Genomic DNA, 22,022 nt, shown 5'->3' with positions numbered 1-22,022 from the left:
GACTGCGCCTCTATTCTTTCCCCTTTGCTCTGCTCCCCGGGGAAATCGTTGTTTTCTCAATAGGCCCAGATCTTGTGAGATGGCATCGGCTCAGCAGAGGAGCCCCACCACAAATCCCCGGCGCCACTATCCCTAGCAGGTAACTATGAGTTTTACTTCCCTCGGTCTGGCCGAACCCTTGTTGCGTGCCGTTGCCGAACAAGGCTACGACACCCCGTCTCCCATTCAGCAGCAAGCGATCCCCGCCGTTTTGGCTGGCCGCGATCTGATGGCGGCGGCCCAAACAGGGACCGGCAAGACCGCAGGCTTTACCCTGCCGATGCTGCAACGTCTGATGGAGAGCAAGCGCAAGGTCTCTCCGAACCGCATTCGTGCGCTGGTGCTGACCCCGACTCGCGAGTTGGCCGCCCAGGTGGGCGAGAGCGTGCGTAACTACGGCAAACACCTGCCGATGCGCAGCCACGTCGTGTTCGGCGGCGTCAGCATCAATCCGCAGATGATGGCGACTCGCCGTGGTCTGGACGTGCTGGTGGCCTGCCCGGGCCGCCTGATGGATCTCTACAACCAGAACGCTGTCAAGTTCGACGAAGTGGAGATCCTGGTACTGGACGAAGCGGACCGCATGCTCGACATGGGCTTTATCCGCGACATCCGCCGCATCCTGGCCCTGATGCCGAAGAAGCGCCAGAACCTGCTGTTCTCCGCTACTTTCGCCGACGAGATCCGCGAACTGGCCACCGGTCTGCTGGATAACCCGGCGGTGATCGAAGTCGCCCCGCGCAACAGCACCGCCGAGCGTATCGAGCAGCTGGTGCACCCGTGCGACAAGGCCAACAAGATCGGCCTGCTGAGCCATCTGGTCACCAGCAACAACTGGCAGCAGGTACTGGTGTTCACCCGTACCAAGCACATGGCCAACCGTGTTGCCGAGACCCTCGACAAGAACGGCGTCAGCGCCGCCGCCATCCACGGCAACAAGAGCCAGGGTGCCCGTACCCGTGCACTGGCCGGTTTCAAGGATGGTAGCGTCAAGGTGCTGGTGGCGACCGATATCGCCGCCCGTGGTCTGGACATCGACAAGTTGCCGCAAGTGGTCAACTTCGAGCTGCCCAACGTGGCGGAAGATTACGTGCACCGTATCGGTCGTACCGGCCGTGCTGGTGCTGCCGGTCACGCCATCTCTCTGGTTGCTGCCGATGAAGGCAAGCTTATCAAGGCGATCGAACGTCTGACCAAGCAGAATATCCCGTGCGAGCAGGTGGCCGGTTTTGAAGCCTCCCGCGAGACGCTCGATAACATAAGCCGTGGTATCGGCGCGCCGCTGCGCAAAGAGCCCCGTGACCCGAGCGAGCAGCGCCGTGCGCCGCGTCCGCAAGGTCAAGGCCAGCGTCAGGGCGCCGGTCGTTCTGCCTCTAATGGCAATGCAGGTGGCGCGCGTACCGGTAACGGTGGCAAGCCCAAGCCGCAAGGTGGTCAGCGTCCGGCTGATGGTGCTGGTAAACCGGCTCAGGCCCGTCGCCCCCGTCGCGCGACCCACAACCAGTAAGCGGCTCGGGAGTCTGGCTCCCCGGCTGTACGGTTGACTGAAAAAGCCCTGCCAATCTGGCAGGGCTTTTTGTTTTTTGGCGAGGCCGATTGGCATGGTTCAGCTGCGAGAACCGCACTAGATGGCGGAAAGGTACTGCTTTTGCATCGCCAGCCAGCGGCCGTTATTGATAAACACCAGCTGCACCTTGAGCAGGGCCGCAATATCCGTGCGGTGCTTTTTATCGAGGTAGAGAAAGACCTGCTCATTGGTGATCTTCTGCCAGGGGGCCGCCAGCGCAGGCTGGTAGGTGGCGCGCATCTTGATGATCCAGTCCACTTTGCCCCTGTGCAACTGGGCAAGGCCCTGCTTCTCATCGTTCAACCAGATGACCTGATAGTTGCCAAGATAGCGTTCACACCACTGGATGCCACGCAGGCAGCCAATCACTGCGCCCTTGGCAGGGGGCCAGCTTGGGTTATCCCGAGGCTGGCCATAAATCGCTGCCTCCGAGATGGGGGCGCCTATTTGCAGCAAGTGGGGATAGGTCAGATCAAAGCCCTTGATCCGGGCCATATCGCCATCGACCGCACGATCCGCCTCAATCAACTTCTCGCAGCGGGCATAGGTGCAGGGGATCAACTGAAAGTCGATACCCGCCCGGCCAAACCAGTCATGAATAAAAGGGCGCAATATCGCCGTGTGCTCGACCGCTGCCGCCAGCTTTAGCGGGGTTGTGTGGGCAAAGGGGGTCAGCCCGATAAGCAGTAACCAGCCAATCCACTTCATATCGCACTCCTGAACCGGGCTTATGTTAAGCAGATCTGTTGCGACGATCTATGCAGTGAAGAATAGCCGATGGCCGTGGCTGCCCGACCGTGCCGCCATCTATTCGTGACGGCCGAGTCAGGGGAGCAGCGCCGTGATCAGGAGATGGGCCGCGCTCACCAGGATTACCGTGAAGGTCAGCCCCATCCCCGCTACCCGATAACGGAAGTTTTCTGGCGTGCGGCTCATACCAAAGGCGTGACAGAGGCGGCCAAGCAACAGGGCACTTCCCAGTAGATGGACAAGCCAGGGGGGCTGGCTGCTGGCTTCGACAAAATAGATGAGCAGCAGGGCGAGGGGGACGTACTCGGCAAAATTGGCATGCACACGCATGGCTCGCAGCGTGGCGGGATCATCCCCATGCCCCAGCGCCACCTTGCGGCTATGGCGGGTGCGAATGGTACGAATGCTCAGCAACACAAACAGTAAAGCGAGCAGGGCCGCGTAAACAGGTAGTATGGTCATGGTATCTGGCTCCCGGTGTGATGATGGCGAGTGGCTGGTGTTGAGAGACGCGATATTGCTCGGCGCCTCAATGGCTTGCCTCTGAGGGTAGCAGTCATCTGTACCAGATTGACCCGCCATATCGCGATGTTGCGAACGTTATGCCGACCCAAATAGCAAAAGCCCCGCCAATCAGATTGGCGGGGCTTTTGCTATTAAGAGAATTGAATCTCGGCAAGGATTAGAGCGCTGGCAGCATTCCGAGGCTGACGCTGATCTGTACGCCGACGATCAGTACGCCCATGGCTGCGGCCACTCCGAGCGCCACCACACCGCCCGGGGCGCGGTAGTGGTGGGCGGGAGCTTGTTTGCGGCTCTGCCATACCAGCGCCACCGGCAGCAGCACCGCGAGGATCGCCAGCGCAATGGCGGCGTAGCCGAGCGCCATGATAAAGCCCTGCGGGAAGTAGAGGGCAAACAGCAGGGGCGGCACAAAGGTGATAAGGCCGGTCTGGCTGCGGCCCTGCCAGTTGTCCTTGCGGCGGGTCACCTTGGCCATAAAGTCGAACAGCCCCAGCGTCACCCCGAGGAAGGAGGTGGCAAGCGCCAGATCGGCAAACAGGTGCATCGCCTGATTAAACGCAGGCCAGCTCACCAGCTTGCCGACGTTGGCCAGCAGGCTGTCCAGCGCGCCGCCGGTTTGCAGCAGGGCTTGCTGGCCGAGCAGACCGAGGATCGCCACCTGCCACAGCACGTAGAGGATCAGCGGCAGGGCTGAGCCCCAGACAAAGACCCGGCGCAGTTGCTTGGGGCAGTCACCGAGGTAGAGCATCACGCTTGGAATGGAGCCGTGAAAGCCGAACGAGGTGAAGATGACCGGCAGGCCCGCCAGCAACAGGCCCTGACCCAGCGGCATCGAGAGCAGATGCTGCCCTTGGGTGCGGGGCAGCAGCAACGCCAGCACCACCACCATGATCACCAGTTTGACAGTGAACATCAGCCGGTTGAGATAATCCACCGAGCGGGTGCCGACACAGACCATGCCGCCAAACAGCAGAGTAAAGGCCCAGGCGGCCTGCTCCTGGCTGAGGGTCATGCCCGCATCGGCCAGCGCCTGTGCCAGCAGGCTGCTACCGCCGCTGATGTAGGCGGAGGCCAGCGAGTAGAACAGCATCAGGATACAGAAGGAGGCGATGCGCTTGCCCCAGGGGCCGAGCAGATGATCCGCCAGCTGGTGCAGGTACCATTTGCCGGTGTTGAGGCTTGCCTCTACTTGCAGCATGGCGGTGAAGGCCATCAGGGCCCAGAGGCCGACCATCAACATCAGGGTGGCGGGGCCGCCGAGGGAGGAGGAGGCCAGCGGCAGGGCCAGCATGCCGGCGCCTATGGTGGTGCCGGCAATCAACAGGGTACAACCCAGGGTTTTGGTATTCATGTTATCCATCCGAACGTAGCGGTGTCAGTGCAAACAGGCGATGTCAGCAGTGACGTCAACAAGAGGGGGCCAATTGGCGTTATCAGAAGGTGCCTCCGGTGATAGGGCCGGAGGCTAGCAATATCGGAACGGGAACATCTGTACCTAAAACCTGTCAGTTGTAAAAGATGCTTGCCACGTTAGCGGATCAAAATAGCGGAAACAACCCCCTTTATACGGATCTTGTGCTGGCTTGTGGCAATAAGTGGAAATAAATGATGACAGTGGTAGCTAATTGCAGAAAAAAGCACCGAAAAAATGACTGGCAGGGGCTCATTGATACGGGTCAGCCAAGTGGTTGCAGCACGGATGGGGGAGTGCCTTGTCGTGGCGTTGGCGTTTAGTTGCGGGGTGAAAGGAGTGTGGAGGCCGGTTGTTTAGTCGGCCAGACGGTAGAAAAAGCAAAGCGGGCGGGTAGGGTTGTGGGGAAAAAAATAAGGCTGCCGATGCTGGCAGCCTTATTGTCATCTGCTTTCTTTACCCACCCATTGACAGCAAATCGGGTCTGCTTCGAGCAGGTTAGCGACGACGCTTGAGGGTGCGGCTCACATAGTGCAGCCCGCTCTGGTATTCGCCGTTCACCGCCTTGAGCGCCAGCTCCAGCGCCTGGCTCGCCAGCGCGTCGTGCTGCTGGGGCAGGGAGTTGATGCCAAAGGGGAGGAAGTCAAGCAGCCGATCGTCCCCGAAGGTGGCCATGGCGAGCTGGCTCATATCGATCTCTTGTTCCAACAGGTAGTCGAGTACCCCTTCCATCAGGATATAGGAAGTAGTGATCAGCGCTTCGGGCAGCTGACCCAGCTGCTGGTGCAGATCCTTGATCAGGCGATACCCCTCAAGGCGGGAGAAGTGATCCCCCTCGCACAGATGGCGAGCCGCGCTGTGACTGGCGACCGCCTGCTCGAAACCCGCTTTGCGCTCCTGACTGATCGTGAGTGCTGGCAGCGCGGTGATCAAGGCGATATGGCGCAAGGTCGGGGTGAGCAGGGAGCTGGTGAGATCAAAGCTCGCTTTCTCGTTTTCACTGGCAACGGTGACGAACTTGTCGGCGGCCATCGCCCGGTCGATGGCGAGGATTTGGCTGCCTTGCGCCTGCAATTTGCCGTAGAAGGGGTCGTCTGGCGGCAGGCAACTGGCCACCAGCAGGGCGTCCACATGGCGGCTCACCAGCATCTGGGCCAGCTCTTTTTCTGTGGCGGGCTCATCTTCCGAGCAGACGATGAGCAGCTGATAGCCCTGCGCCCGGGCCCCCTGTTCCAGCCGTTTGGCCAGCTTGGCGTAACTGGCGTTCTCAAGGTCGGGCAAGATAAAGCCGAGGGTCTTGGTCTGGCCGCCACGCAGGGAGGCGGCGCGGCTGTCCGGCTGATAGTTATGGGCGGTGACAACGGCCATCACCTTGTCGCGGGTGGCCTGACTGATGCGGTATTGATCGGCCTTGCCATTGATCACATAGCTTGCCGTGGTGCGCGAGACACCGGCGAGGGCGGCGATTTCATCCAGTTTCATCATATTGGCTCTGTTTGAGTTGCAAGGCCCACGGTCACTGCCGGGTGAGGGCACCGAAAAGTGTGCGCGGGATCATATCATTGAAAAGCACTCTTTGTGGGTACTTGATCAATTCGCTGAAACGATTCAGTCTGAGTGTAAGTGAAACGATTCAGCCTGTCAGCAACGAAGAGACCCAGTGGCCTGAAAATCAGGCTCCGATCACAGTCAACCGTGTTCGGGTCTATTGTCAGCTGGCGAGTTACCCGAATGTTCAATTGTGATCTACCGGCGCGGCCGGAACCTGATGGAGAGTCTCTATGTTGAAGTTGGCGCGAGAGCAGATCTTGCTGGGACAGTCGGTGGCAACCAAGTCGGACGCCATTGCCCTGCTGGCAGGCAAACTGACCGAAGCCGGTCTGGTGGAAGCGGGCTATGTGGATGGGATGCTGGCCCGTGAAGCGCAGCATGCCACCTATCTTGGCAGTGGCATCGCCATTCCCCACGGCACCACCGACACCCGTCATCTGGTGAAGAGCACAGGCGTCATGGTGGCCCAGTTCCCCAATGGTATCGAGTGGGATGAGGGGCAGATCGCCTATGTCGCCATCGGCATCGCCGCCAAGTCCGACGAGCATCTGGGCATTTTGCGCCAGCTCACCCATGTGCTGGGTGACGAGCAGGCGGCAGTTCAGCTCAAAGAGGCCACCGATGCCGACACCATCATCAACATCCTGACTGGCGCCACTGCCGCCAAAGAGGTGCAATACCTGACCCTGGCTGACTTCCCGGCCGATGATCGCGACCAACTGCTGCTGGGAGCAGCCGCCCGCGCCAAATCGGCGGGCTGGGGCGATGCCGCCATGGTGAGCGCGCTGCTGGCAAGCGAACCTGCCTATCTGGGCGAGGGCGTCTGGTTGGCCCGGGCGCAAGCGGCCCAGACCGGTTGGGTGCTGGCCACCCCGAGTAGCGCCATCACGGCAGGGGAGCTCCCGGTCAGCGCTATGCTGCTGCTGTGCGCCGCAGATAGCGGCCATCTGCCGCAACTGGAGAATCTGGCCAAACTGGCGGCTGCCGGCCAACTCGCTACGCTGGCGGGCGGTGAGGGACTGGCCATGCTGCAGGCGGGCCCCGCGAGCGGTCTTTCCGAAACCTTCACCATCATCAACCCTCACGGTCTGCACGCCCGCCCGGGTGCCATGCTGGTCAAGGTGGCCAAAGAGTTTGAATCCGACATCCGGGTGGCCAATCTGGATGGCAGCGGCGAAGCGGTTTCCGCCAAGAGCCTGATGAAAGTGATCGGCCTTGGCGTCAAGTGCGGTCACCGTCTGGCATTTCGCGCCGAAGGGGCAGATGCCGAAGCCGCCCTCAAGGGGATCGGTGAGGCCATTGCCGCTGGTTTGGGCGAGGGGGCGCATTGATGAAGATTGTCACCATTACCCCCAACCCCGCCCTTGATCTCACCACTCGTTTGGAAGCGATGAGCCTGGGTGAGGTCAATCTGGTGAGCGAGGCCAACCTGCGCGCGGCAGGCAAGGGGATCAACGTCGCCATGGTGCTCAAGGACTTGGGCCGTGAGGTGGGCGTCACCGGCTGGCTGGGCGCAGACAATGAGCAGAGTTTTGCCTCCCTGTTTGCAGAGCGGGCGTTGGATGATCACTTTGTCCGTGTCGCGGGCAGCACCCGCATAAACGTCAAGATTTCCGAGCAGTCCGGTCGAGTCACCGATCTCAACTTGCCGGGGCTCACCATCCAGCAAGGGGAAGTGAGCGCGCTGGAGCAGGCCATCGACGAGTTGGCACCTCACGCCGACTGGTTCGTGCTGGCGGGCAGCCTGCCCAAAGGGGTGGCTCCCGATTACTGCGCCCATCTGATCCGTCTGCTCAAGGCCAAGGGCAAGCAGGTGATCTTTGATTGCAGCGGCGCGGCGTTAAGCGAAGGGATCAAGGCGGCGCCGACCCTAGTCAAACCCAACCTGGAAGAGCTGAGCCAGTGGGCGGGGCGCCCCATCAAGACCCTGAGCGAGCAGGCCGAGTGTGCCCGCGCGCTGCAGGCAAGCGGCATCCCCAACGTGGTGATCTCCAACGGCGCCGATGGCCTCATCTGGTTTGCCCCGGATGCCGTCTGGCAGGCCATTCCGCCGCGGATGCAGGTGGTCAGCACCGTGGGTGCTGGCGATTCCCTGGTGGCCGGTCTCGCCCATGGTCTGAGCCTTGGCTGGGCGCCGGAGCAGACCCTGCGGCTGGCCACCGCCGTCTCGGCCTTGGCGGTCAGTCAGGTGGCGGTCGGCTTTGACGATATCAATGTGCTCAACCCTTTACTTGAACAGGTGCGCGTAGAGCGTCTGGATGCGCTGGCACCGGTTCAGTGCAATACCCCCTCAATGGAAAACTCAGGAGATGCCCAATGAAAGCAATCTTGGTTACGGCTTGCCCTGCGGGCATTGCCACCAGCTTTCTCGCTGCAAAACGGATAGAACAGCAGGCCAAACTGGCTGGCTGGGAACTCACCCTCGACGTCGGCTCCAGCGTGCAGCCCCGCCAAGTTCCGAGCAAGGAGCAGATTGCTGCCGCCGATCTGGTGCTGGTTGTCGCCAGTGCCCCGGTGGATCTCGCCGCCTATGATGGCAAGCGGGTCTATCAGGGCAGCATGGATCTCGCGCTGCAGGATCCGGCTGCCTTGCTGGAGGCCGCAACCAGCGGTGCCAGCGTCTATCGTCATCAAGCCGCTCCCGCAGCCGCCAAACCTGCCGCCGCTGGCAAGCGCATTGTGGCGGTGACTGCCTGCCCGACCGGCGTGGCCCACACCTTTATGTCGGCAGAAGCGCTGGAGACCATGGCCAAGCAGCTGGGTTATCAGATCCGCGTCGAGACCCAGGGCTCGGTCGGTGCCCAGAATGCCCTGACTGCCGAAGAGATTGCATCTGCCGATCTGGTGTTCCTCGCCACCGACATCGAGGTGGACATGGCCCGCTTCGATGGCAAGCAGGTCTATCGCACCAGCACCGGCGCTGCGCTCAAGAAAACCCGCGCCGAGCTCGACAAGGCGTGGAACGAGGCAAAACTGTATCGCCACAGTGGCGGCAGCCAGCCCAAGAAAGAAGAGAAGGCTGGCCCCTACAAGCATTTGCTGACCGGTGTCTCCTTTATGCTGCCGATGGTGGTGGCGGGTGGTCTTATCATCGCGCTCTCGTTTGTGTTCGGTATCGAAGCGTTCAAGGTGGAAGGCACCTTGGCCGCCGCCCTGATGAAGATCGGTGGTGGCTCCGCTTTTGCCCTGATGATCCCGGTGCTGGCAGGTTACATTGCCTACTCCATCGCTGACCGTCCGGGTCTCGCCCCCGGCATGATCGGCGGTATGCTGGCAAGCTCGCTGGGCGCCGGTTTTCTTGGCGGTATCGTGGCCGGTTTCCTGGCCGGTTACAGCGCCAAGTACCTGAGCGACAAGGTGCGCCTGCCGACCACCCTGGAAGCGCTCAAGCCGATCCTTATCATTCCGTTGGTGGCCAGCCTCTTTACCGGTCTGGTGATGATCTACGTGGTGGGTGGTCCGGTGGCTGGCATCATGAATGCCATGACCGAGTTCCTCAACAACATGGGCTCTGCCAACGCCGTGCTGCTTGGTGTCATCATCGGCGCCATGATGTGCTTCGACATGGGCGGCCCGGTCAACAAGGCGGCTTACGCCTTCGGTGTCGGCCTGCTGGCCTCCAAAACCTACGCCCCGATGGCAGCGGTGATGGCCGCCGGTATGGTGCCGGCACTGGGGATGGGGATCGCCACCTTCCTGGCCCGTACCAAGTTCATCAAGGCGGAGCAGGAAGCGGGCAAGGCCTCCTTCGTACTGGGTCTGTGCTTTATCTCCGAGGGGGCCATTCCGTTTGCAGCCAAGGATCCGATGCGGGTCATCCCGGCCTGCATGGTGGGCGGCGCCCTGACCGGTGCGCTCTCCATGCTGTTCGGCTGCGAGCTGATGGCGCCCCACGGCGGTCTGTTCGTGCTCTTTATCCCGCACGCCATCAGCAACGTCATGATGTATATCGTGGCCATTGCCGCAGGCTCGCTGCTGACCGGTGTCTCCTACGCCATGCTCAAGCGCGGTGAAGAGCAGGCCAAGTTGGCTACGGCCTGAGTGGTGTAGCGTAAGTAAATGCAATCAATAACAAAGCGGCCTTCGGGCCGCTTTTGGTTTCGTGTGGGAACGTTTTTAATGATGGTCGTAAACAGGTAAGGAAAGAGCTTAAAAATCCCAACCTGCTTGATCCGGTTGCTCACTTTGGGCGCCTTCCTGTGCCTTGCGGCGGGCGGCATCGACCCGTGCCTTGCGGTTGCGGCACAGGCGCATCACCTCCTGCTGCTCGGCAGGGGTCATGGTGAGCCAGTTGAAACGCTCCTCGCGATTGCGCAGGCAGCCCTTGCAGTAGCCCTTGTTGTTCACTTCGCAGACCCCGATGCAGGGGCTCTGCAACGGGAAGATTTCGAGCTGTTCCATCCATCACCTCGCACATCCTGTCACCTTGTTATAACCCAGCGGATCCCCTTTGGAGAAATCCTGCTTCAAGTGATTGATGTCGTTTGCTTTCCCCCTGCAAATTTGGCATCTTCCCCGCCGAGCATGGCTCTTGGCGTTATATGAGGAAATATGAACAAACACGCGTACTGGCTGACCGCCGCAGTGCTGGGACTGGCCGGTTGTGCGGGCAACTCTGATAAAGCAGATGTGCCCAAAAAACAGACCGACAACAGATGCTTTCTTAACTGCGAGGTGCCGGAAAATCTGGGCAAGCAGTATCTGGACGGGACCTTGCCAGAGGATCTGGTGAGGGTGGAGCGGGTCAATAGCCGTGCGCGTGCCGACTACAGCAAGTTTGGCCCGCAAAGCAGACTGGTATTGGAGCGCTCCGGCAAGATGACCCGCCGTTATGGCGAGCTCTATCACCAGCTTTCCCGCTGGGTGGCGGGCGGCGGCAATCCTGCCGACATCACCCGTTATGGTATCAGCCTGGCTCAGCTGGGCGGTGCTGATCGCATGGGTAACGTGCTCTTTACCGGTTACTACTCGCCGGTGCTGGAGGTGCGCCACCGCCCGGATGCCAAGTACAAATATCCCATCTATGCCATGCCCAAATGTGGCGGTCGCTGTCCGACCCGGGCCGAGATCCATCAGGGAGCACTGGCCAACCGCGGGCTGGAGCTGGGTTACAGCAAATCCCTTATCGATAACTTCCTGATGGATGTGCAGGGCTCGGGCTTTGTCCACTACGGGGATGACGATCGGCTGCAATATCTGGGCTACAGCGGCAAGAACGGCCACGGTTACGTCAGTATCGGCCGGGTACTGATCGACCGCGGTGAAGTGCCCAAAGAGCAGATGTCGATGAAGGCCATCAAGGAGTGGGCCAACCGACAGCCGGAGGAGAGCGTCAAGGAGCTGGTGGAGCAGAACCCCTCCTATGTCTTCTTCGAGCGTCGACCCACCAATGATGTGATCGGCGCGGCCGGTATCCCGCTGCTGCCGCTGGCGGCTGTTGCCGCCGACAAGACCCTGTTGCCGATGGGGACGCCGATCCTCGCCGAAGTTCCCTTGCTCGATAAAGAGGGCAACTGGACCGGCAAGCACCAGCTGCGCTTGTTGATTGCGCTGGATGTGGGCGGGGCAGTGAAGAAGGGGCACCTCGATCTCTACCACGGTATGGGTGAGAAGGCTGGCGTCGCAGCCGGTCACTACAAGCACTTTGGCCGGGTCTGGAAGCTGGGCCTGCACCACGGGCCGACCGCTGCCCCCTGGTTGTAATCCCCTGATGGGTTGGGCGTCTGTCATCGGGCGCCCGAGCAATGTGAAGAGACAAAAAAAGCCGCCGGATTGCTCCGGCGGCTTTCTATTTTGTGCGAGTTGCCAGTCTGTGGCTGCGTCAGCTCTTCTGGATATCCAGCCGGATGGCGCCGACCGGTTTGCAGCAGCAGGGGAGGCACTCCCCCTGGGCGACGAATGCCAAGGGCACCGCAGGATAGTGCACCTTGCCAGCCATCAGCGGAGTGCGGCAGGCGCCGCAATAGCCGCTGCGACACTGAAATTCCACATGATGACCATGGCGCTCCAGGGTCTCCAACACGCTTTCGCCGGGATGGGCGTGCAGCACGGCACCATCCCGGGTATGTACCCGTGGTGCCACGACCGCCTGCTGTTCAGCAACTGCGTGCGGGGCAGGGGTCAGCGTGTTGGTGGCATCACTCACAGCTCGAAATCACCCAGGTCATCGGCATTGACTTCGCTGTCGATCTGACCGACCAGATAGGAGCTGACCTCTACCTCTTGCGGGGCGACCTGCACGTTGTCGGATGACAGCCAGGTGTTGATCCAGGGGATCGGGTTCTGCTTGGTGCCGACAAAGGCTGGCTGCAGGCCGACCGCGCTCATGCGCAAGTTGGTGATGTACTCCACGTACTGGCAGAGGATGTCCTTGTTCAGGCCGATCATGGAGCCGCCCTGGAACAGGTACTCGGCCCACTCCTTCTCCTGAATGGCTGCTTCCTTGAAGATCTCGAAGCAGGCCTGTTCGCACTCGGCGGCGATCTCGGCCATCTCCGGGTCATCCTGGCCGGTGCGCATCAGGTTCAGCATGTGCTGGGTGCCGGTGAGGTGCAGCGCTTCGTCGCGGGCGATCATCTTGATGATCTTGGCGTTGCCTTCCATCAGTTCACGCTCGGCGAAGGCAAAGGAGCAGGCGAAGCTGACGTAGAAGCGGATTGCTTCCAGCGCGTTGACGCTCATCAAGCACAGATAGAGCTTCTTCTTGAGCTCGCGCAAGGTGATAGTGACCTCGCGGCCCGCGACGGTGTGGGTACCTTCACCATGCAGGTTGTAGAGGGCGGTCGCTTCGATCAGGTCGTCGTAGAAGTGGCTGATGGAGCCGGCGCGCTTCAAGATCTGCTCGTTGGTCACGATGTCGTCGAACACCTGGGCGGGGGTGTTGACGATATTGCGGATGATATGGGTGTAGGAGCGAGAGTGGATGGTCTCGGAGAAGGCCCAGGTCTCAATCCAGGTTTCCAGCTCCGGAATGGAGACCAGCGGCAGCAGCGCTACGTTGGGGCTGCGGCCCTGAATGGAGTCCAGCAGGGTCTGGTACTTCAGATTGGAGATGAAGATGTGCTGCTCGTGGGGCGGCAGGGCCTGATAGTCGATGCGATCACGGGAGACATCCACCTCTTCTGGGCGCCAGAAGAAGGAGAGCTGCTTCTCGATCAGCCGCTCGAACACTTCGTGCTTTTGTTGATCATAACGGGCTACGTTGACCGATTGGCCAAAAAACATCGGCTCTTTGAGCTGGTCGTTTTGGGTTTGGCAGAAAGTTGAATAGGCCATGGTTACCAGAATATGTGAATAGAGAAAACAGGAGAGCGGGAGCTTCATGCTCCCGCCCGGTTATCAGTTCTTGCTGTGACTTAGATTTTGCAAGCCCCGCCAGCGCAACCGTCATCTTGCAGGTCGGTCTGGGCATCGTCTGCACCATCACGGGTGTTGTGATAGTACAGGGTCTTGAGGCCGTATTTGTAGGCGGTCAGCAAGTCCTTGAGCAGCTGTTTCATCGGGACCTTGTTGCCTTCGAAACGGGCAGGGTCGTAGTTGGTGTTGGCGGAGATCGCCTGATCCACAAACTTCTGCATGATACCGACCAGCTGCAGGTAGCCGTCAACGCTCGGTTGCTTCCAGAGCAATTCGTATTGATCTTTCAGACGATCATACTCGGGCACCACCTGTTTGAGAATGCCGTCTTTGGAGGCCTTGACCGACACCAGACCGCGTGGCGGCTCGATGCCGTTGGTGGCGTTGGAGATCTGGCTGGAGGTCTCGCTCGGCATCAGGGCGGTCAGGGTGGAGTTACGCAAGCCCACTGACTTGATCTCTTCACGCAGACTTTCCCAATCCAGATGCAGCGGCTCGTTACACAGCGCATCCAGATCCTTCTTGTAGGTGTCGATGGGCAGGATACCTTGCGCGTAGGTGGTCTCGCCAAACAGCGGGCAGGGGCCGAACTCGCGGGCCAACTGCACGGAGGCTTTCAGCAGGTAGTACTGAATGGCCTCGAAGGTGCGGTGAGTCAGTGCCAGACCAGTGCCGTCAGAGTAGCGGGCACCGTTTTTGGCCAGGTAGTAGGCGTAGTTGATGACGCCGATCCCCAGAGTGCGACGACCCATGCTGCCCTTCTTGGCGGCGGCAATCGGGTAGTCCTGATAGTCGAGCAGGGCGTCGAGGGCACGTACGGCCAGATCGGCCATCTCTTCCAGATCTTCCAGCTTCTCGATGGCACCGAGGTTGAAGGCGGAGAGGGTGCACAGGGCGATTTCGCCACTCTCGTCGTCGATATTGTTGAGCGGCTTGGTCGGCAGCGCAATCTCGAGGCAGAGGTTGGACTGGCGTACCGGCGCCACGCTCGGATCAAACGGGCTGTGGGTGTTGCAGTGATCGACATTCTGGATGTAGATGCGACCGGTACCGGCACGCTCCTGCATCATCAGGGAGAAAAGATCGACAGCTTTGAGGGTCTTCTTGCGAATGGCCGGATCCTGCTCGTACTTGACGTAGAGCTCTTCAAACTTGTCCTGATCGGCGAAGAAGGCATCGTACAGACCCGGCGCATCGGACGGGGAGAACAGTGTGATGTCACCGCCCTTGATGAGACGCTGGTACATCAGCTTGTTGATCTGCACGCCGTAGTCCATGTGACGAACACGGTTCTCTTCCACGCCGCGGTTGTTCTTCAGCACCAGCAGGCTTTCCACTTCGGTGTGCCACAGCGGGTAGAACAGGGTGGCCGCACCGCCGCGCACGCCGCCCTGGGAGCAGCACTTCACGGCAGTCTGGAAGTATTTGTAGAAGGGGATGCAACCGGTGTGGAACGCTTCGCCACCACGGATGGGGCTGCCCAGACCGCGGATGCGCCCAGCGTTGATGCCGATACCGGCGCGCTGGGAAACGTACCGCACGATGGAGCTGGCGGTGGCGTTGATGGAATCCAGACTGTCGTCGCACTCGATCAGCACGCAGGAGCTGAATTGGCGGGTCGGGGTGCGCACGCCGCTCATGATCGGGGTCGGCAGGGAGATCTTGAAGGTCGAGACTGCATCATAGAAGCGCTTGATGTAGTCCAGACGGGTATCTTTCGGATACTTGGAGAAGAGGCAGGCCGCAACCAGCATATAGAGGAACTGCGGGCTCTCGTAGATCTCGCCGGTGACGCGGTTCTGGACCAGATACTTGCCTTCCAGCTGTTTGACTGCCGCGTAGGAGAAATCCATGTCGCGCCAGTGATCCAGATGGGTGTTCAGCTCTTCGAAGTCGGCCTGGGTGTAGTCTTCCAGCAGGTGCTTGTCGTACTTGCCCATGTCCACCAGACGAGCCACGTGCTGGTAGAGGTGGGGCGGTTCGAACTGGCCATAGGCCTTCTTGCGCAGGTGGAAGATGGCCAGACGGGCTGCCATGTACTGGTAGTCCGGGGTCTGCTCGGAGATGAGGTCAGCCGTCGCCTTGATGATGGTTTCGTGAATGTCGGCGGTACGGATACCGTCATAGAACTGGATGTGGGATTTGAGCTCTACCTGGGAGACCGACACGTTGTCGAGCCCTTCGGCGGCCCAGTCCAGCACGCGGTGAATTTTATCCAGATCGATGGGTTCTTTGTGTCCGTTACGCTTCGTCACAAACAAGTTCATTGGCTGATGACCTTCAGTTGATTCCCGAAAAACCATCGCACAATGGCGCCACCCAGGCTCCGGCGGTGTGCGGGAGGTGGGTAGAGATTGTGCGATGAATCACAAGATGTAGTGTTATTTTAAGTTCGAGCTACAAGATAGTGAGGTCAGCCCGCCATTGCAATGTGTGGATAAGTGACGAGCTGTGGATAAATTGTGAGTCTTGCCCCATCAGTTAGTGACCGCTCACAGTGAGCGGGTTTTCATTCGTCCGCTCCGCTAAATGCAAGTCTCCCGATCGAAGATGGAAAATTTAAATAACTTTTTTTGCTTGCGAAACGGGGGGCTTTTTACTAGCAAACGGCGGCTGATTATCCCTTATGCAACAAGGGTCAAAAGCTGTCCACTTGTCGCAGCCGCGGGCTCAGCGTGGCAAGGGCTTAACATCAGACGATGGCGGTTTGTGGCCTGTATGTGAAGGCTGCGTGTTTGTCAAATGGGTATCCAACAGCCGGTAAGCTGCCTTTATTATCCATGAATAGAGGTGTGATGGCGGCGCAGGTTGTGAGAGCGTATGAGAGCGTAAATGAAGAGGTTCAAGAGGGCGGGGAGTCTCTCTCCGCCCCGTTATTGCACGTTACTCGGTAAGGCTGCGCGTCACACCTTGGCCGTCAGCTCGTAGCGCAGCCAGTGGTGCAGGGCCTGCACGGTATCGAAGTGCAGATCGGCGCCCCACTCGGCGGGATCCTCGTTATCGCTCAGATAGCCCCAGCCAGCGACGGCGGTGCGCATGCCCGCATTGCGGCCCGCTTCGATGTCCCGCACATGATCACCCACATAGAGGCAGTGAGCCGCCTCGACGCCCAGCTGGTCGCAGGCAAAGAACATGGGGGCGGGGTCGGGCTTGCGTACCGGCAGGGTATCGGCGCTGACGGTGACGCCGCAGCTGGCAAGCTGTGGCAGGGACGCCAGCAGCGGTTCGGTGAGAAAGCCCGGCTTGTTGGTGACGATGCCCCAGGGCAGCGCTTTTTCATCCAGCCACTCGATAAGATCCACCATCCCCTCATAGGGGCGGGTACCGACACAGAGGTTGGCCGCGTAGTAGTCGAGCAGGGCATTGCGCAGGCGCGTGGCCCCCAGCTCTTCAAGCAGTTCGTCGCCAAGACCCGCTTTCAGCAGCCCGAGCGCTCCGTGGGAGGTGGTCTGACGAATGATGTCGTCAGAGAGCGGCGCAAAACCTTCGTTTATCAGCACATGGTTGACGGCGGCGCCGAGATCCGGGGCCGTGTCGAGCAGGGTGCCGTCCAGATCAAACAGCACGCAGCGCAGAGGCACAGGGTGAGAGGCGCTCATCAACCGTGTTCCGGGCGGACAAACTCCACCATATAGTTGACGTCAACATTCTTGCCGAGCTTGAACTGGTTGGTGAGGGGGGCATAGTGGACGCCGCTCATGTCGCGCACCAGCAGGCCAGCCGCTTCACCCATGCGACACAGTTCGGCCGGGGTGATGAACTTTTTGTGGTCGTGGGTACCCTTGGGCACCATCTTCATCAGGTATTCGGCCCCGATGATCATCATCAGATAGGCTTTCGGGTTGCGGTTGATGGTAGAGACAAACACCCGGCCACCCGGGCGAACCAGGGTCGCGATGGCGCGCAGCACGGAGGCCGGGTCCGGCACATGCTCAAGCATCTCCATGCAGGTGACCACGTCATACTGGCCGGCGGCCTCCAAGGCATGAGCTTCGGCGGTGATCTGGCGATATTCGAGCTCGACACCCTGCTCCAGAGCGTGCAGGCGGGCGACCCCGAGCGGCTCCTTGCCCATGTCGATGCCGGTTACCTTGGCGCCACGGCGCGCCATGCTCTCGGAGAGGATGCCACCACCACACCCGATATCGAGCATGCGCTTGCCAAACAGACCGCCACTTTTGTCGGTGATCCAGTCAAGGCGTACCGGATTGATTTGATGCAGGGGTTTGAATTCACCTTCCATGTCCCACCAGCGGGAGGCGATGGCGTCAAACTTGGCGATTTCTGTCAGATCGACATTGGCGTCACTGTGCATTTTTCGAAGATCCTGTGGCCGGGCGCCCGGTTATGAGTCATGGGCGCAATCTATTGTCCTGGCGGGCATTATAACGGACGGACTTTGTCACACCAGCCCGATCTGATACCCGATTTGTGGCTTAAGGTATTTGGCTCAGTGTGTTACCATGTCGCGCTGTTTAAGCCAAAGAACAACTAATTAGGGATAAGGCTTTCTATGAGCGATCTGGCCAGAGAGATCACGCCGGTCAACATCGAAGAAGAGCTCAAGAGTTCCTATCTTGATTACGCCATGAGCGTGATCGTAGGACGAGCTCTGCCGGATGTGCGTGATGGCTTGAAACCGGTTCACCGCCGCGTTCTGTTTGCAATGAACGAGTTGGGGAACGACTGGAACAAGCCCTATAAAAAATCGGCCCGTGTGGTCGGTGACGTAATCGGTAAATATCACCCGCACGGCGATATCGCTGTGTATGACACCATTGTCCGGATGGCGCAGGATTTCTCCATGCGTTACATGCTGGTCGATGGTCAGGGCAACTTCGGTTCAGTCGACGGCGACAGCGCCGCGGCCATGCGTTATACCGAAGTGCGGATGGCCCGCATCTCTCACGAGTTGCTGGCTGATCTGGACAAAGAGACCGTGGACTGGGTGCCGAACTATGACGGCACCGAGATGATCCCGGCTGTCATGCCCACCAAGGTTCCCAACCTGTTGATCAACGGCTCCTCCGGTATTGCGGTGGGCATGGCGACCAACATTCCGCCTCACAACCTCACCGAGATAGTCAACGGCTGTCTGGCGTTGATTGAGAATGGCGACCTCACCATCGATGAGTTGATGACCTATATCACCGGGCCTGATTTCCCCACCGGCGGCATCATCAACGGTCGTTCCGGCATCGTGCAGGCTTACCGCACCGGTCGTGGTTCCGTCTATGTGCGCGCCAAGGCCGAAGTGGAAGTGGACGACAAGACCAGTCGCGAGACCATCATCGTTCACGAGCTGCCTTATCAGGTGAACAAGGCGCGGTTGATCGAAAAGATCGCCGAGCTGGTCAAAGAGAAGAAAATTGAGGGCATCAGTGCCCTGCGCGATGAGTCTGATAAAGACGGCATGCGCATTGTTATCGAGATCAAACGTGGCGAGTCTGGCGAGATTGTGCTGAACAATCTCTACAAGCACACCCAGCTGCAAACCACGTTCGGCATCAACATGGTGGCGCTCGATAACAACCAGCCCAAGGTGATGAACCTTAAAGAGATCCTGGATGCGTTCCTGCTGCACCGCCGTGAAGTGGTGACTCGCCGGACCGTGTTCGAACTGCGCAAGGCGCGGGATCGGGCCCATATCCTTGAAGGTCTGGCGGTTGCGCTGGCCAACATCGATCCCATCATCGAGCTTATTCGTCACAGCGCGACGCCGGCCGATGCAAAAGCGGGCCTGGTTGCCAAGGGCTGGGAACTCGGCAACGTGGCGTCCATGCTGGAGAAAGCGGGCGACGACGCAGCGCGGCCAGAGTGGCTGGAGCCACAGTTCGGTATTCGTGAAGGTCAATACTTCCTGACCGAACAGCAAGCCCAGGCCATCCTTGACCTGCGTCTGCACAAGTTGACCGGCCTCGAGCACGAGAAGATCCTGGAAGAGTACCAATCTCTGCTGGATCTGATCGCCGAGCTGCTGCACATCCTGGCGAGCCCGGCTCGTCTGATGGAAGTGATCCGCGATGAGCTGCTGGCCGTGCGCGAGCAGTATGGCGACGAGCGTCGCACCGAGATCAGCATGTCCAGTGCCGAGATCAACATCGAAGATCTGATCACCCCGGAAGACGTGGTAGTTACCCTGTCTCACCAGGGCTATGTGAAGTATCAGCCGCTCTCCGACTACGAGGCCCAGCGCCGCGGTGGTCGTGGCAAGTCGGCCACCCGGATCAAGGAAGAGGACTTTGTGGAACGTCTGCTGGTGGCCAACACCCACGACACCATTCTGTGCTTCTCCACCCGCGGCAAGGTCTACTGGCTCAAGGTTTACCAGCTTCCGGAAGCGTCCCGTGGCGCCCGTGGTCGTCCGATCATCAACCTGCTGCCGCTGGAAGAGGGTGAGCGTATCACCGCCATCCTGCCGGTGAAGGAGTATGATGCCGAGAAGTATGTGTTCTTCGCCACCGCCAACGGCACCGTGAAGAAGACCAGCTTGTCTGACTTCAGCCGTCCGCTCTCCTCCGGTATTCGTGCCATCAACCTCAAAGAGGGTGATGAGCTGATCGGGGTGGATATCACCGATGGCAGCAACGAGATCATGCTCTTCTCCGATGCGGGCAAAGTCGTTCGCTTCGCCGAAGGCAGCGGTCGCGCTGATGCGGATGTCAGCGATGACGTTGAAACCGACGACGATGCCGGCAATGACGATGATGGCAGCGACAACGGCGAAGGCACCGAAAGCAAGGGCACCTTCAAGGGCGTACGCCCGATGGGTCGTACCGCTGCCGGTGTGCGCGGCATCAAGCTGGGCGCCGGTGACAAGGTGGTTTCCCTCATCGTTCCGCGTGGCGAAGGTGCCATCCTCACCGCTACCGAGAACGGTTACGGCAAACGTACCGCACTCAATGAGTACCCGACCAAGAGCCGTGGTACCCAGGGCGTTATCTCCATCAAGGTGGATGAGCGCAATGGCAAGGTGATCGATGCGATCCAGGTCGAAGATACCGACCAGATCATGCTGATCACCAACGGCGGCACCCTGGTGCGTACCCGTGTTGCCGAGGTGAGCGTCATTGGCCGTAACACCGGCGGTGTCCGTCTGATCCGTACCGGTGAAGACGAGACCGTGGTTGGCCTGCAGCGCATCGCCGAGAGTGACGAAGACGAGAACGAGAACGACGCTCTGGCCGTGGACGGTGAGGTATCTGAAGGTACCGATACCGCGACCGGCACTGATGCGGTCGATGCAGGGGAAGCGGGCGACGAGTAATCGTCTCCTGAGTCACTTGCCTCAGCAAAAAGAGCGACCCAGGTGGTCGCTCTTTTTATTTGTCTGCTTTTTATGACTGCCAGATAAAAGTAGGGCAGGGTGCTGGCGGGATCACTCCTGCAGCCACATTCTGGCGCTGCGGGCGGGCATGGCGACCCGTACCCATTGGCTCTGCACGTTGAGCACGGCACCTTGGTCGAGCACGTCCCGATAGTTGCGATACCAGTTCATTTCGAACCTGGCGGTATCGAGCCAGTACTCCTGCTCGTCGTCGCACTTGTTGATACCGACCAGCCCCTGCTTGCCCCGTTTGAACAGCACGAAGCAGTCGCCGCTGCCGACCAACTGCATCGGCTGACCCTGCACCGCATTGTGAAAGCGGATCATTCCCTTGAGATCGGCGCGCAGGTAGTAATCCTGCCAGCGCAGGCCGTCCTTGGCCTGGGTCTCGCCGTGATCCGAATAGACCAGCGGTGAGCCACCATCGCGCCCGAGCAGGTAGGCATAGGCCAGCTTCTCGTCTGTCTGGCTTAAGACCTGATAGCGGAAACCGTCGTTGGTGGGGATGTCGTGGGTCACGGCAAAGGTGACGGCGCGGCTACCCGGCAGGGCCTGACCATAGGCACCCGGATCCGCCAGCAGGTTCATGCTGCCACCGTAACTGAACGCCCCGCGCAGGGAGGCAAACAGCGGAAAGTCATAGGCACCCTGACCGCTGTTGTCGAGGTAGGGTTTGAGGAAGCGCTCGTAATCGGTGCTGCCGGCGCCCCCTGTGGTGATCACCTCGCCAAACACATGCATCCCCTGTTTGATCTCGGGGGTGAACACGGCGTTGATCTGGTAATCGCTCATATGTTTGACCGCATCGACCCGAAAGCCCTTGATCCCCATCCCCTTGAGCGCCTTGAGATAGGCCTGCTGCTGGCTCACCACCCAGTTGTTGGGATCCAGATCCGGTAGACCCTTGTCACCCGCGCCGCCACACAGGCGCCAGTACTGGACGTGGCCCGGATCGCTCCAGTCACTGATGCACCCTTCTGGATGAAAATCGGCGGCAGCCAGCAGGTTTTGCCCCAGATCGCCAAACAGCTTCTGGCGCTCGAAATAGGCTGGGTTGGCGGCGTACTGACCGAGCAGTTCGCTACCGGGGTAGTTGAGGTCCTGGCGCTTCCAGCTCTCGTTGGCCATGTGGTTGAGCACCACATCGGCATAGACGGCGATACCGCGCGCCTTCATGGCGGCGATCAGCTGCTCGAGATCCTGCTTGTTGCCAAGGGGGGTGTCGACAAGGCGCAGATCCTGCGGCTGGTAACGGGCCCACCACTCGTTGCCCGAGGACTTCAGGGGCGGTGAGATGAGTACCTGTTTGTAACCGGCCGACTTGATAAGGTCGGCTTTGGCGGTCACTTCACTGTACTTCCAGTTGAAGGCGTGCAGTATGACATCGGCGTGCGCCAAGGGAGCGATCAGCATGCCTGCTAGATTGGCCCCTTGAAGATCCAGACACTTCGCCCCTCTTAACTTAAGAGGTAGTCTTGGAGCTATGTTCAGTACTA

17 protein-coding genes are annotated in these 22,022 nt (G+C 59.9%); 6 read left to right on the top strand and 11 right to left on the bottom strand.

The genetic code is table 11. The features are described 5' to 3' along the window. Positions 1-145 precede the first annotated feature (145 nt). Complete coding sequence (locus tag PG888_RS18950) at positions 146-1,546, top strand: DEAD/DEAH box helicase (RefSeq protein WP_270694033.1); 1,401 nt, start codon at positions 146-148, stop codon at positions 1,544-1,546. Between the two features lie 117 nt (positions 1,547-1,663). On the opposite strand, the gene PG888_RS18945 is transcribed toward PG888_RS18950, so the two are convergent. The 4 genes from PG888_RS18945 to cra form a co-directional block, all read right to left on the bottom strand. Next, positions 1,664-2,314 (bottom strand): hypothetical protein, encoded by a 651-nt coding sequence (locus PG888_RS18945; protein ID WP_270694035.1) that lies wholly within the window; start codon positions 2,312-2,314, stop codon positions 1,664-1,666. A 117-nt stretch (positions 2,315-2,431) separates the two neighbouring features. After that, positions 2,432-2,818, bottom strand: coding sequence for an MAPEG family protein (locus tag PG888_RS18940; protein ID WP_270694037.1), 387 nt, complete (start codon positions 2,816-2,818; stop codon positions 2,432-2,434). A 220-nt stretch (positions 2,819-3,038) separates the two neighbouring features. After that, positions 3,039-4,232 (bottom strand): aromatic amino acid transport family protein, encoded by a 1,194-nt coding sequence (locus PG888_RS18935; RefSeq protein WP_270694038.1) that lies wholly within the window; start codon positions 4,230-4,232, stop codon positions 3,039-3,041. A gap of 558 nt (positions 4,233-4,790) precedes the next feature. Further along, positions 4,791-5,777, bottom strand: a complete 987-nt coding sequence (cra, locus tag PG888_RS18930) for a catabolite repressor/activator (protein WP_227273624.1) — start codon at positions 5,775-5,777, stop codon at positions 4,791-4,793. A gap of 296 nt (positions 5,778-6,073) precedes the next feature. Here cra and fruB point away from each other — a divergent pair, with 296 nt between their 5' ends. The 3 genes from fruB to fruA are packed head-to-tail and all read left to right on the top strand — an operon-like array spanning position 6,074 to position 9,884. Beyond that, positions 6,074-7,174 (top strand): fused PTS fructose transporter subunit IIA/HPr protein, encoded by a 1,101-nt coding sequence (fruB, locus tag PG888_RS18925; RefSeq protein ID WP_139441376.1) that lies wholly within the window; start codon positions 6,074-6,076, stop codon positions 7,172-7,174. Further along, positions 7,174-8,163, top strand: a complete 990-nt coding sequence (gene pfkB / locus PG888_RS18920) for a 1-phosphofructokinase (RefSeq protein ID WP_270694040.1) — start codon at positions 7,174-7,176, stop codon at positions 8,161-8,163. The genes fruB and pfkB overlap by 1 nt, the downstream gene beginning before the upstream one ends. Then, complete coding sequence (gene fruA / locus PG888_RS18915) at positions 8,160-9,884, top strand: PTS fructose transporter subunit IIBC (protein ID WP_270694041.1); 1,725 nt, start codon at positions 8,160-8,162, stop codon at positions 9,882-9,884. Before pfkB ends, fruA begins: the two co-directional genes overlap by 4 nt. A gap of 108 nt (positions 9,885-9,992) precedes the next feature. Here the strand turns inward: fruA and PG888_RS18910 are convergent, their stop codons facing one another. Then, positions 9,993-10,244, bottom strand: coding sequence for a DUF1289 domain-containing protein (locus PG888_RS18910; protein WP_139408585.1), 252 nt, complete (start codon positions 10,242-10,244; stop codon positions 9,993-9,995). Positions 10,245-10,394: 150 nt separating this feature from the next. On the opposite strand from PG888_RS18910, the gene mltA reads away from it, so the two are divergent. Further along, a complete protein-coding gene (gene mltA / locus PG888_RS18905; protein WP_270694044.1) occupies positions 10,395-11,546 on the top strand; it encodes a murein transglycosylase A in 1,152 nt (383 codons plus the stop codon). Between the two features lie 118 nt (positions 11,547-11,664). Here mltA and yfaE read toward each other — a convergent pair whose 3' ends face one another. The 5 genes from yfaE to ubiG all read right to left on the bottom strand — a co-directional run bounded on the left by yfaE (position 11,665) and on the right by ubiG (position 17,514). Beyond that, complete coding sequence (gene yfaE / locus PG888_RS18900) at positions 11,665-11,988, bottom strand: class I ribonucleotide reductase maintenance protein YfaE (RefSeq protein WP_206875057.1); 324 nt, start codon at positions 11,986-11,988, stop codon at positions 11,665-11,667. Continuing rightward, the gene (nrdB, locus tag PG888_RS18895) at positions 11,985-13,118 is read right to left on the bottom strand and encodes a class Ia ribonucleoside-diphosphate reductase subunit beta (protein ID WP_270694051.1); all 1,134 of its coding nucleotides are present in this window, start codon (positions 13,116-13,118) and stop codon (positions 11,985-11,987) included. Before nrdB ends, yfaE begins: the two co-directional genes overlap by 4 nt. A gap of 80 nt (positions 13,119-13,198) precedes the next feature. Then, positions 13,199-15,466, bottom strand: coding sequence for a class 1a ribonucleoside-diphosphate reductase subunit alpha (gene nrdA, locus PG888_RS18890; protein WP_270694045.1), 2,268 nt, complete (start codon positions 15,464-15,466; stop codon positions 13,199-13,201). Positions 15,467-16,102: 636 nt separating this feature from the next. After that, positions 16,103-16,798 (bottom strand): HAD family hydrolase, encoded by a 696-nt coding sequence (locus PG888_RS18885; protein ID WP_270694046.1) that lies wholly within the window; start codon positions 16,796-16,798, stop codon positions 16,103-16,105. Beyond that, positions 16,798-17,514 (bottom strand): bifunctional 2-polyprenyl-6-hydroxyphenol methylase/3-demethylubiquinol 3-O-methyltransferase UbiG, encoded by a 717-nt coding sequence (gene ubiG / locus PG888_RS18880; RefSeq protein WP_270694048.1) that lies wholly within the window; start codon positions 17,512-17,514, stop codon positions 16,798-16,800. The genes PG888_RS18885 and ubiG overlap by 1 nt, the downstream gene beginning before the upstream one ends. A 198-nt stretch (positions 17,515-17,712) precedes the next feature. Here ubiG and gyrA point away from each other — a divergent pair, with 198 nt between their 5' ends. Then, entirely contained in the window at positions 17,713-20,466 is a 2,754-nt protein-coding gene (gyrA, locus tag PG888_RS18875; protein WP_111807006.1) for a DNA topoisomerase (ATP-hydrolyzing) subunit A, read from the top strand. A gap of 111 nt (positions 20,467-20,577) precedes the next feature. Here gyrA and PG888_RS18870 read toward each other — a convergent pair whose 3' ends face one another. Continuing rightward, a complete protein-coding gene (locus PG888_RS18870; RefSeq protein ID WP_197970811.1) occupies positions 20,578-21,939 on the bottom strand; it encodes an alpha-amylase family protein in 1,362 nt (453 codons plus the stop codon). Positions 21,940-22,022 lie beyond the last annotated feature (83 nt).

It is taken from the genome of Aeromonas sp. QDB23, from assembly GCF_027707745.1.
Taxonomy (GTDB): Bacteria; Pseudomonadota; Gammaproteobacteria; order Enterobacterales; family Aeromonadaceae; genus Aeromonas; species Aeromonas allosaccharophila.
Note: the sequence above shows the minus strand (reverse complement) of the source record. Positions and strands in the feature narration are given on the sequence as shown.